This is a genomic window from Actinoplanes hulinensis, assembly GCF_019429605.1.
Lineage (GTDB): Bacteria > Actinomycetota > Actinomycetes > Mycobacteriales > Micromonosporaceae > Actinoplanes > Actinoplanes campanulatus.
In genome coordinates this window covers 64,578-74,906 of sequence record NZ_JAHXZI010000018.1, presented here as the reverse complement: position 1 = coordinate 74,906, position 10,329 = coordinate 64,578, and the positions used below count along the sequence as shown (strand labels likewise).

Sequence of the window (10,329 nt, the reverse complement as noted above, 5' to 3'; positions counted from 1 at the left end):
CATTCGGCAGCGCCGTTTCGGGATGGATCAGCTGAGGGTTCCGGGCTCCGGACCCTTGGCGATCGGCGCCCGGACCAGGTTCCCCCACTCGGTCCAGGAGCCGTCGTAGTTGCGCACCTGCGGGTAGCCGAGCAGGTGCCGCAGCACGAACCAGGTGTGGCTGGACCGCTCGCCGATACGGCAGTAGGCGATGATGTCGTCCGCCGACTCCAGGCCCAGCTCGTCGCGATAGATCTTGACGAGGTCGTCGTGCGACTTGAACGTGCCGTCGTCGTTGGCCGCGGACTTCCACGGCTTGCTCACCGCGCCCGGGATGTGGCCACCACGCAGAGCGCCCTCCTGGGGGTACGCCTCCATGTGGGTCAGCTCTCCGGTGTACTCCTGGGGGGAGCGCACGTCGACCAGCGGCCGCCCGGTGGCGATATGACCCATCACCTGGTCACGGAAAGCGCGGATCTCGGAGTCGTTACGCACCGGAACCGGGTAGTCGGCGGCCGGGCGGACGGTCTTCTCACGGGTCACCGGACGGCCCTCGGCCACCCACTTCTGCCGGCCGCCGTCGAGCAGCCGCACGTCGCGGTGGCCGAACAGACCGAAGACCCACAGCGCGTACGCCGCCCACCAGTTGAAGTTGTCGCCGTAGAAGACGATCGTGTCGTCACGGCCGATGCCTTTGGCCGCGCAGAGGGCCGCGAAGGCCGCCGGGTCCAGGTAGTCCCGGCTGACCTGGTCGTTCAGCTCCAGGTGCCAGTCGACCTTGACCGCGCCGGGGATGTGGCCGGTGTCGTAGAGCAGCACGTCCTCGTCCGACTCGACGACGACCAGGCCGGGGGTGTCCAGATTCGCGGCGAGCCACTCGGTGGTGACCAATTTGTCGGGATGCGCGTACGCCTGCAGCGCCTGCGCCGGATCGTTCGGTACGGACATGCCTGTCACGCTAGCGCCTGTCGCTGCCTGATCGTGCGGGCTTGGCGCGGCCGTGACGGCATGGTTGTCACCGCTCGCTACCGCCACGTGCGGGGGACCAACACAACGTGATGCCGGTGACAACGAGATAACCGGATGTTTTCGTCGTACCCGGTCCCTAAGCTCGCCTGCATGCTGCTTCGGATGTCCACCTTGCTGCTCAAGACCCTGCGTGAGGAGCCGGCGGACGCGGAGGTGCCGAGTCATCGCCTCCTCGTGCGCGCCGGATTCGTCCGTCGCGCCGCTCCGGGCGGCTACACCTGGCTGCCACTCGGCAAGCTCGTGCTGGACCGCGTCACCGCCGTGGTCCAGCAGGAGATGTTCGCGGCCGGCGGGCAGGAGGTCTCGTTCCCCGCGCTGCTGCCCCGCGAGCCCTACGAGACCAGTGGCCGCTGGACGGAGTACGGCGACGACATCTTCACCCTCAAGGACCGGCGTGGGGCCGACCATCTGCTCGCGCCCACCCACGAGGAGATGGTCACCCTGCTGGTGCAGGAGATGACCGTGTCGTATCGGGACTTTCCCCTGATCCTGTTCCAGATCCAGACCAAGTTCCGGGACGAGGCCCGTCCCCGCGGTGGTCTGCTGCGCGGTCGCGAGTTCCTGATGAAGGACGCCTATTCGTTCGACCTCACCGATGCCGGGCTCGCGGAGGCGTACGAGCGGATGCGCGCCGCCTACCAGCGGATCTTCAACCGGCTGGGGTTGGAGCACACGGTCGTCGCGGCCACCTCCGGCGCGATGGGCGGCTCGGCGTCCGAGGAGTTCCTGGCCGCGGCCGAGGTCGGAGAGGACACCTATGTCGGCTGCACCGCGTGCGATTACGCGGCCAACACCGAGGCCGTGACCACTCCGGCGCCCACCGTGCGACAGCCGACCGCCCCGGCCATGGCGGTGCACGACACCCCCGATACGCCGACGATCGCCTCGCTGGTCGATCTGGCCAACGAGCGGGCGCTCGGTGGGCGCACCGACTGGACGTCCGCCGACACGTTGAAGAACGTGGTGGTCACCGTCCAGCACCCGGGCCGCGAGCCGGAGCTGCTGGCGATCGGCCTGCCCGGCGACCGTGACGTCGATCTCAAGCGGCTCAACGCCGTCCTGGCGCCGGCCACCGCGGTCCTCTTCGACGATTTCGCGTCACGGCCCGACCTGGTCAAGGGCTACATCGGCCCGCAGGGCATCAAGATCCGGTATCTGGCCGATCCCCGCGTCGCGACCGGCACGGCTTGGCTGACCGGCGCCAACCAGCCCGGCAAGCACGCGACCGACGTGGTGGCGGGCCGCGACTTCACGCCGGACGGCGTCATCGAGGCGGCCGAGGTGCGGCCCGGCGATCCCTGCCCGGCCTGCGACGAGGGCAGGCTGACCATGCGCCGGGGCATCGAGATCGGCCATATCTTCCAGCTCGGCCGGCGCTACACCGACGCGTTCAAGGTCGACGTGCTCGGCGCCGACGGCAAACCGGTGCGGCCCACCATGGGCTGCTACGGCATCGGCCTGTCCCGGGCGGTGGCGGCGATCGCCGAGCAGCACCACGACGATCGGGGCCTGGTCTGGCCCGCCGCGATCGCCCCGGCCGACGTGCACATCGTCGCGGCCGGCAAGGACGGCCAGGTCGAGGCGGCCCTCACGCTCGGGGCCACACTTTCCCGGGCCGGGCTGCGGGTGCTCGTCGACGACCGGCCCAACGTGTCGGCGGGCGTCAAATTCACCGATGCCGAGCTCATCGGCATCCCACGGTCCGTCGTGGTCGGTCGCCGTCTTTCGGAGGGGTATGTGGAAGTGCGCGACCGGCGCAGTCAGGACCGGCAGGAAGTGCCCGTTGCGGATGTGGCGGGTGTGATCACGGCGGAGGTCGGGTAACCGTGAGATACCGGCAGCGGAAGGGTGGTAGCGCGGTGAGACTGGTCGCGGATGCGATGACCCGTCAGGTGGTCTATCTGCCAGAGGACACCCCGCTCGACGAAGCGGCCCAGGCCATGCGTGACCGGGGCATCGGCGATGTGGTGGTGACCAGCGGCCCGACCATGACGGGCATCGTCACCGACCGGGACATCGTGATCCGCGCCATCGCGGAGGACCTGCCACCGGCCACCACGACGCTCGGTGCGATCGCCACCCGCGAGCTGCTCATGGTCGAGCAGAGCGCCTCGGTGGAGGAGGCGGTGCAGGCCATGCGTGAGCGGGGCGTCCGCCGTCTGCTGGTCTGTGACGCCGACCGCAATCTGGTCGGGATCCTGAGCCTGAGCGACATCGCGCTGCTGCCCACGTCAGCCGCTGCCTGACCGACATCGCGCTGCCGCCTACCCTCAAGGCCGCTGCCTGAGCGACATCGCGCTGCTGCCTACCTCAGCCGCCGCCTGACCGGCTCACGATCCGGCGCTACCAAGGGCCCGGCACACCACAACGGGTCACGCTGATCAGCGCGTTAGGGTCGATGGCGTGACTGACATGCCACCGAAGCTGGTCGAGATCGTCGACGAGTTCGCCTCCGCCCCGCGCGAGGTCGTGCTCGAGATGCTGCTGGAGTTCGCCGACGCCGTTCCGCCACTGCCCGCGGACCTGGCCGGGCACGAGGGCATGGAGCAGGTTCCGGAGTGCCAGACCGCGTTCTTCCTGAAGGCGGTGGTGCAGCCGGACGACACCGTGGTGGCCCATTTCGACTGCCCACCGGAGGCGCCGACGACCCGGGCGTTCGCCGGCATCCTGGCCGAGGGACTGGCGGGGGCGAGCACCGGGGAGATCCTCGCCGTACCCGATGATCTCTATGCCCGGATGGGGCTGGCCCAAGCGATCAGCCCGTTGCGGGTCCGCGGCGGGACCGCCATTCTGGCCCGCCTCAAGCGCCAGGTCGCCGCCCAGGCGACCCCGGCCGAAACGGAGTGACGTGGATATTCAGGTTTGGTCCGATGTGGTCTGCCCGTGGTGCTACATCGGGAAGCGGCGGCTGGAGAACGCCCTGGACGCATTCGACGGCCCGGCCACGGTCACCTATCGGGCCTATCAACTGGACCCCGCCCCGGTGCCGGATCCACTGCCGATCAAGCAGGTGATGGCGGCGAAGTTCGGCGGCCCGGCCCGCGCCGAGCAGATTTTCGCGCAGGTCACCGCGATCGGCACCAGTGAGGGCCTGAACCTGGACTTCGACCGGGCAATCGCGGCCAACACCTTCGCGGCGCACCGGCTGATCGCCTGGGCGCAGACACAGGACCGGCAGGCCGACATGCTGGACGCGCTCCAGCGCGCGCACTTCACCGACGGCATCGACATCGGTTCGCTTCCCGCCCTGGCCACGGTCGCCGGCTCGATCGGCCTGGACGGCACCGCCGCGCTCACCTATCTGGAGACGGACGCCGGCTCCAAGGCGGTCCGGATCGACATCGAGGAGGCACGGGCGCTCCGAATCAGCAGCGTCCCGAACTTCGTGATCGACGGCAAGTACCAGGTCCAGGGCGCTCAGGAGACAGAGACGCTGGTCGCCGCCTTCGCGGAGATCGCCCGCCGAGCAGACGTCAATACCGGTCTATGACGTTTCACGTGAAACAGAATCGATAACCGTCACGCCGCATCACGGGCCAGGCCATCGATGACCTCGGCGCCGGGTAAGGCACCGAGGGCCGGGCCGGCGATGGCGATCTTGCTGTGCCGAACACCGGAACCGACGATCACGTGCGGGGCGGCAACCACACGGGCATCGACCAGAATCGGCCACGAGGCGGGGAGCCCGATCGGGGTGATCCCGCCGTACTCCATCCCGGTCAGCGCCACGGCGTCGTCCATCGACGCGAAGCTTGCCTTCCGCACGTCCAGGTGCCGCCGGACCACGCCGTTCACGTCGGCGCGCGTGGTCGCGAGGATGATGCAGGCCGCATAGCGGGTGGCCTCGCCCCGGCGCCCGGCCACGATCACGCAGTTGGCGGACTCGGCCAGCCCCACTCCGTACGCCTCGCAGAAGGCCGCCGTGTCCGCCAGCCCCGGGTCGATAGGCGCGACCAGCACCTGGTCGGCGTCGATCGGCGCCTCAGCCGGCCAAACCGTCAGCGCCTCGGCCACGGCCGGCGCGAGCAGATCCGGCCGGGTCTGGGCGATTTCGGTCCGCAGCCGTCCCATCATGACTACATCCTTGCCCAGTCAATCGATCACAACGCGGCGGGGTACGCCTCAGTCGTAGAAGAACGACTCGAGGTCCTCCATCGACCCGGGCCCGGCCAAGAAGTGCTCGGCAGCCGCTACGGCCCGCTCTGGGGGAGTCTCCGGCCGCGCCAGCCAGACCTCACCCCACTCAGCGACCGCATAGATGCCGGACAGCAGCTCCGGCATGCGCGCCGGATGCGGTGGCCGGTGCCCGACCACGGGCGACAGGGTCCAACCACCGGCCCGGGCGGCCAAACGAAGGACGCCCGCCCAGGCTGCTATTCGCCCCACCCGTACGCGCAACGGGTCATCGGTGAACGGCGGCAACCGGCCGCCGTGGAGACACCGGGTAGCGACCGTGATGTCCGCCAGCACCCGCCTCTCCACGGTGTCGCGAACCCAGCGCCCCTCCTGGGATTCGTCGATCGCAGCTGACCACCACTCCCAGGCCGCCTCGATCCGGTCCACCGCCTCGTGCATGTCACACAGGTTCGCACCCGGCGTTCCCGTACCGCTCGTCCAGGTAGTCGTCCCAGGTACGCGTACCCGTGGATCCGGTGGTACCGACCAGACCGCCCTCCCGAACCGCCCGGGCCAGACCACCCGGCAGCCGCACCGACCAGACCGGCCGCTTACTGCCACGCGCCGCGAGCCAGGGACGGGCCATCTCCCCGAAGGTCAGCACCTGTGGCCCCGCCAGTTCGGCGGCCTGCCCGGTGGCCGGTTCACCGAGGAGAGCCACGATCCGCTCCGCCACGTCCTGGACGTGCACCGGCTGCACACGGAGTCCCGGGTCGACGATGAGCGGGCCCAGCCGGCTCGACGTGGTGAAGAGGGTGTCGACCAGCGAGGGGAACTGGGTGGCCCGCAGGATCGTGAACGGCACCCCGGAGTCACGGACCACGACCTCGGTGGCGAGCTTGGTGCGGTAGTAGCCGAGTGGCACCCGGTCGATCCCGACGATCGACACGTACAGCGCGTGCCGTACCCCTGCCCCGGCCGCCGCGGCGAGAAGCCGCCGCGTGCCCTCCACGTCCGTCTCCCGCTGCCGGCGGCCCGGCGCCGAGGCCAGGTGCACGATCGCGTCGGCACCGCGTACGGCGTCGTCGAGGCCGTCTCCGCTCGCCAGGTCGGCGGTCACCCATCCCGGCCGCGCCCGCCGGCTCATCGGCCGCATCCGGTGGCCGGCGGCCGTCAGGGCGGGCACCACCGCCGTTCCGAGAGTGCCGCTCGCCCCGGTCACCAGCACTGTCATCGAGTCACTCATGCGGAGGGGACGAACCACGGCCCGGCATCGTGACGTGCCCTCGATCACGATGCGGGCGGACAATAGACCCAAACCCTTTCAGAGGTCCGCGGATCCGCGGACCGCGAAGGCCTGTTTTCCGGAAAGCCCTCAGTTCCGGCCGGATCATGCCGACCGTCAGTGATTGTGGAGGACCGCCGAAAGGCACGCGTTGGGACCGTCAGTGGGCTCGCGCTACTGACCGGCGCGACCGCGCTCGTCTCCATCGCCGGCGGCCATCATTCGCTCTTCGCCACCCTGCTGCTGGGTCTGCTGGCGGCGATGATGGCGCACGCCCTGGTGGTGGAGGTCCAGCGTCAGGCTCGTCGCCGGTCCCAGGTCAACTGGTACTGGACGGACACGGTCAACGCCGTGCTGCTGGCGATCTGGGCACTGACCGCCGTCGCCGCGAGCTGTGCCCCGTTCATGTCCCTGCCGATACGCATACTCGGCAGCCTCCTGGCCGTGGGCTACACCGCCACCTGCGTCTACTTCGTGGTGGAGCGGCGCCGCGCGGTGACCGCCCCGTTCCTCCCGGTGCCCGCACCCTCCGCGGAGCCGGAGGACGCCCCGGTGGCGGACTCGACCCCCACGGTCTGACCGGCGAGCGTCGGCAGCACCACCATCAACGGAGGGACCGGCACCCCGTTGGTCTCGATCGGCAGCTCGGGAACGGGCAGCCAGTCGACACCGAGCTGCTCCGGGCCGGAGCCGTCATCGCGCCCGACACGTGGCTCGCCATCCGCGACACTGACCGCGAAGACCGAGGTCATGCCGGACGGGTAGGGCATCTCCAGCACATAGCGGGCGTCGCTGACGACGAGGCCGGTCTCCTCGAACACCTCGCGCCGCACCGCTTCCTCGGCCGTCTCCCCTGGACGCAGACCGCCGCCGGGAAGGGTCCACCACTCACCGCCACCGGATCGCCGGCTGCGCTCGTGCACCATCAGCACACGGCCGTCCCGCACGATCACGGCGGCGGCCCGTCTTCGTTCGTCCACGCCATGCAGGCTAACCGCCGGGACTGTGCGCCGCAGGGCTCATTCATTCCTCTGTGGATAACCGGCACAGCCCAAGACCGGGCAAATGCACACCTACGGCTTCGGAACGGTGACCAGCAGATATGTACGGTCCCGCAGGAGCTCCGAGGTCAAAGCGATGCCGGTGTGCCGGGCCATGAAGCCGAGCGCCGCCCCCGTGGGATCCGTCACGCCGCCGCCTCCGAGAAGCCCGGCCGTGATCAGCTCGAACCGGAACTCGTCCAGCCCACCGCCCCCGGCCCGCTCCGGTGCCGCCGGGTCGAGGTCCAGAGCGAGTTTCCCGTCCCGGAAGACCATGAGCCGGCCGGGCACACCCCCACCTCCCCGGTAGGAGACGACCTCCCCGCCGTCCGCCGACAGCGGTTCCACGATCTGCGGGGTGACACCGAGCGACCCGTTGTCCTCCACCAGGATCGACCAGTCGCCGGCGCTGGCGATCCCGATGAAGAACCGCTTCGGGTCGCCCGTCTCCCCGTCGCCGGGGCCGACGATCCGGTGCCACTCGACCCGCTCCAGTTCGTCGCCACCGAGCCGCTCGATCAGGGCGTACGGCTTGATGCCCCGAACCAGGGTGAAGCAGAACCCGTGGGTGAGGTCGGCGCTCCGGGCCGGCCAGCCGTAGTCGGCCTCCGGACCGGCCGACGGAAGGGGCTCGGCGAAACCGGGGCTGCCACAGCCGGACAGGCCGGAGAGTGCGATCAGGAGAAGGGCGGAGCGGCGATTCACCGCGCCAGTAGATCAAAGTTCTTGTAAGTCTCGCGCCCGCCTACCGGTTGACGCCAATCGACCAACCGTCGATGAGCGGCGCGGATCAGGTGTTCCATGTTCGCCTCATTGATCACCGGAGTGATCCGCGTCGCGTTGAAGTCCATAGTGGCCAGGGTGTCGGCGATCCGGCCGGTCAAGAAGTGACAGCGTTGCGTAGCGCTTCCATGTGATGCTCCGCACCGTCGTCCATACACGTAGGACAGTGAAGTGCGCTGCGCTCGCTCCCACCCCGGCGGCAGCGTGGTGGACATACCACCGCCGGTGGTCACGGCACCCGCGGCACTCGAACCGAAGACCATTCTGCCCGAGCCCTACGCGCAGGGATTGCTGCGATGCTGCTCACTGCTGGACTCGGCGTCGCCACGGCCCAGCCGGCATCCGCGGCGTGCGGCTAGCAAGAGTGGCTGGATCTCGGCCGACAATGTTCGGGACGAGAACCTGACGGATGACAACGGAGACGGCCTCGCCGTCTACGAGCAATGCTGACTCCACCCGTCCCACGCTCGGAGGCCCTGTAGGCCGTGACGTCACCCTTCAAGTGACTGGCCCGGTGGCGAAACGGCCCATGCGGCCAACTGGCTCACAAGGACATCACCCTCCTCGTGGAGGGCGGCCGGTGAACCCCCGAAGGCTGCTCATAACCCGCAGGTCACAGGTTCAAATCCTGCATTCGCTGGGATGGTGGCCGGCGCGGACCGGTGGGACCTGGGCTGAGATTGCCCCGATGGGGTCCCCACGATCTTGGTCACAGACCGATTTGGTGGAGCCCAGGGGACTTGAACCCCTAACCCCCGCCTTGCAAAGGCGGTGCTCTGCCAGTTGAGCTAGGGCCCCGTGACCCGCTATCGCAGGTCGGGAGCGGTGGTCGCCTCGTGCCACAGAGCACGCTCGTCGCTGGAGGCCTTGACCTTCTTGACCACCAGGGCCGCGACCCCGACGACACCGGCAATGATGAGGAGCTTCTTCAGCACTGAACTGCTACCCCCTAGGCACCGCTCGGAAAGGACGGTGAATGACAAGTGGCCCCGACTCACGTTATCTCGTGAGTGGGGCCTCTCAGTCACCCGTGGGGCTAGCTGGAATCGAACCAGCGACCTCAGAGTTATCAGCTCTGCGCTCTAACCGACTGAGCTATAGCCCCTCACCTGCGGACTAAACGTTACCGCATCGGGTTGCGGGCTTCCAAAGCGGGGTACCCGCAACCCGGTGCGTTCGTCAGTCCCGCTCGGCCAGTGTCAGCTCGATGCCGCCGACCAGGTCGGCGCAGACGTTGTAGATGAACGCGCTCAGCGTGGCCAGCGCGGTGAAGAGCACCACATTGACCGCGCCGATCAGCATCGACGTGCCGATGACGCCCCAGGCGGTGATCTTGAACGTGCCACTGGACGACGTCTCGCTGCCGCCGCTGGCGGTGACCAGGTCCTGCAGGTTGCCGTTGACCGAGCTCCACACGCCCATGGTGTCCAGGGCGAGGTAGAGCACCGAGGTGGCGACCACCACGACAATAAAAAGCACGATCGACACGGCGAACGAGAACTTCATCACCGACCAGGGGTCGATCCGCTTCAGGTTCAGCCGGGCACGACGGGGGCCGCGCGCAGCCGCCGACGACACCGTCGAGCGGGCCGAACGGACCGCTTCCGAGACACGGGCGGCCCCGACCGCTGCCGCACCTCCGGCGGCAGGCCCGCCCGGGGCGGTGCCGGTCCGCTGTTTCGCGGCACCGGCGGCGGCACCGGGAGCGACCGGCGCCGCTGACGCGGGCGCGGTGGTGGGTCGCGGCGGGGTGCTCGGGCTCGCGCCGGGAGGAGTTCCCGGGGTACGCCCGGCGGGCGTCCCAGGAGCGGCGCCCTTGCCCTTGGTGACGACCGGCACCGAGGCCGACCCCTTCACCCCCGACTGCGCGCCCGGCCGTTTGTCCGCGCCGTCGCTGCTGCCGGCGGCCGGTTCACCCGGCGGCGGGGCCATTCCCGGCGCGCGGGTGAACTTGGGCGCGGACGGGGCATCGGCGGGGACAGCGGCGCGCCCTGCGGTCTCGCGACCGTTCGAGGCGGCGCCATCCTTCTTGGCCGCCTCGTCCGGAGTCGCTGAGCTCCCCGGGCCCCCCGACTTCGCCTGTGTCTCCGGCATCAA

The 10,329-nt window shown here is 69.5% G+C and carries 14 protein-coding genes and 2 tRNA genes; 5 read left to right on the top strand and 11 right to left on the bottom strand.

What is annotated here, in order from left to right; all coding sequences use genetic code 11:
- Window positions 1-27: 27 nt before the first annotated feature.
- A complete protein-coding gene (locus tag KZ829_RS30570) occupies window positions 28-927 on the bottom strand; it encodes a sulfurtransferase (RefSeq protein ID WP_220147335.1) in 900 nt (299 codons plus the stop codon).
- Window positions 928-1,098: 171 nt separating this feature from the next.
- Here KZ829_RS30570 and KZ829_RS30565 point away from each other — a divergent pair, with 171 nt between their 5' ends.
- The 4 genes from KZ829_RS30565 to KZ829_RS30550 all read left to right on the top strand — a co-directional run bounded on the left by KZ829_RS30565 (window position 1,099) and on the right by KZ829_RS30550 (window position 4,498).
- Window positions 1,099-2,832, top strand: coding sequence for a proline--tRNA ligase (locus KZ829_RS30565; protein ID WP_220147334.1), 1,734 nt, complete (start codon window positions 1,099-1,101; stop codon window positions 2,830-2,832).
- 56 nt (window positions 2,833-2,888) lie between these two features.
- Window positions 2,889-3,254, top strand: coding sequence for a CBS domain-containing protein (locus tag KZ829_RS30560; protein ID WP_220147455.1), 366 nt, complete (start codon window positions 2,889-2,891; stop codon window positions 3,252-3,254).
- Between the two features lie 157 nt (window positions 3,255-3,411).
- Complete coding sequence (locus KZ829_RS30555; RefSeq protein ID WP_220147333.1) at window positions 3,412-3,855, top strand: SufE family protein; 444 nt, start codon at window positions 3,412-3,414, stop codon at window positions 3,853-3,855.
- A 1-nt stretch (window position 3,856) separates the two neighbouring features.
- Window positions 3,857-4,498, top strand: a complete 642-nt coding sequence (locus KZ829_RS30550; RefSeq protein ID WP_220147332.1) for a DsbA family oxidoreductase — start codon at window positions 3,857-3,859, stop codon at window positions 4,496-4,498.
- A 29-nt stretch (window positions 4,499-4,527) separates the two neighbouring features.
- Here KZ829_RS30550 and KZ829_RS30545 read toward each other — a convergent pair whose 3' ends face one another.
- The 3 genes from KZ829_RS30545 to KZ829_RS30535 are packed head-to-tail and all read right to left on the bottom strand — an operon-like array spanning window position 4,528 to window position 6,358.
- Window positions 4,528-5,079 carry a YbaK/EbsC family protein gene (locus KZ829_RS30545; RefSeq protein ID WP_220147454.1) on the bottom strand — a complete coding sequence of 184 codons (552 nt, stop codon included), beginning with the start codon at window positions 5,077-5,079 and terminating at the stop codon, window positions 4,528-4,530.
- Between the two features lie 51 nt (window positions 5,080-5,130).
- Window positions 5,131-5,583, bottom strand: coding sequence for a hypothetical protein (locus tag KZ829_RS30540; RefSeq protein WP_220147331.1), 453 nt, complete (start codon window positions 5,581-5,583; stop codon window positions 5,131-5,133).
- Window position 5,584: 1 nt separating this feature from the next.
- Entirely contained in the window at window positions 5,585-6,358 is a 774-nt protein-coding gene (locus KZ829_RS30535; protein WP_220147330.1) for an SDR family oxidoreductase, read from the bottom strand.
- A 177-nt stretch (window positions 6,359-6,535) separates the two neighbouring features.
- Between KZ829_RS30535 and KZ829_RS30530 the strand changes: the two genes are divergently transcribed.
- A complete protein-coding gene (locus KZ829_RS30530; RefSeq protein WP_220147329.1) occupies window positions 6,536-6,988 on the top strand; it encodes a hypothetical protein in 453 nt (150 codons plus the stop codon).
- Here KZ829_RS30530 and KZ829_RS30525 read toward each other — a convergent pair.
- The 7 genes from KZ829_RS30525 to KZ829_RS30495 form a co-directional block, all read right to left on the bottom strand.
- A complete protein-coding gene (locus KZ829_RS30525) occupies window positions 6,877-7,389 on the bottom strand; it encodes an NUDIX domain-containing protein (protein ID WP_308285729.1) in 513 nt (170 codons plus the stop codon). The two genes, KZ829_RS30530 and KZ829_RS30525, sit on opposite strands and share 112 nt — an antisense overlap.
- Before the next feature lie 93 nt (window positions 7,390-7,482).
- On the bottom strand, window positions 7,483-8,154 hold the full coding sequence (locus tag KZ829_RS30520; protein WP_220147328.1) for a DUF6461 domain-containing protein: 672 nt from the start codon (window positions 8,152-8,154) through the stop codon (window positions 7,483-7,485).
- Window positions 8,151-8,333, bottom strand: a complete 183-nt coding sequence (locus KZ829_RS30515; RefSeq protein WP_220147327.1) for a hypothetical protein — start codon at window positions 8,331-8,333, stop codon at window positions 8,151-8,153. Before KZ829_RS30515 ends, KZ829_RS30520 begins: the two co-directional genes overlap by 4 nt.
- A 621-nt stretch (window positions 8,334-8,954) precedes the next feature.
- Window positions 8,955-9,030 (bottom strand) — tRNA-Ala (locus KZ829_RS30510).
- An 8-nt stretch (window positions 9,031-9,038) separates the two neighbouring features.
- Window positions 9,039-9,167: a DLW-39 family protein gene (locus KZ829_RS30505; RefSeq protein WP_211304171.1), complete on the bottom strand. Its 129-nt coding sequence runs from the start codon at window positions 9,165-9,167 to the stop codon at window positions 9,039-9,041.
- Window positions 9,168-9,263: 96 nt separating this feature from the next.
- Window positions 9,264-9,337 (bottom strand) — tRNA-Ile (locus tag KZ829_RS30500).
- Between the two features lie 74 nt (window positions 9,338-9,411).
- Window positions 9,412-10,326, bottom strand: coding sequence for a DUF3566 domain-containing protein (locus KZ829_RS30495; RefSeq protein WP_220147326.1), 915 nt, complete (start codon window positions 10,324-10,326; stop codon window positions 9,412-9,414).
- Window positions 10,327-10,329: the final 3 nt, after the last annotated feature.

Bases quoted from the DNA above. Each gene is read 5' to 3' on its own strand.
- KZ829_RS30570 (WP_220147335.1), bottom strand. From the start codon at position 927: ATGTCCGTACCGAACGATCCGGCGCAGGCGCTGCAGGCGTACGCGCAT.
- KZ829_RS30565 (WP_220147334.1), top strand. From the start codon at position 1,099: ATGCTGCTTCGGATGTCCACCTTGCTGCTCAAGACCCTGCGTGAGGAG.
- KZ829_RS30560 (WP_220147455.1), top strand. From the start codon at position 2,889: ATGACCCGTCAGGTGGTCTATCTGCCAGAGGACACCCCGCTCGACGAA.
- KZ829_RS30545 (WP_220147454.1), bottom strand. From the start codon at position 5,079: ATGGGACGGCTGCGGACCGAAATCGCCCAGACCCGGCCGGATCTGCTC.
- KZ829_RS30540 (WP_220147331.1), bottom strand. From the start codon at position 5,583: ATGCACGAGGCGGTGGACCGGATCGAGGCGGCCTGGGAGTGGTGGTCA.
- KZ829_RS30535 (WP_220147330.1), bottom strand. From the start codon at position 6,358: ATGACAGTGCTGGTGACCGGGGCGAGCGGCACTCTCGGAACGGCGGTG.
- KZ829_RS30495 (WP_220147326.1), bottom strand. From the start codon at position 10,326: ATGCCGGAGACACAGGCGAAGTCGGGGGGCCCGGGGAGCTCAGCGACT.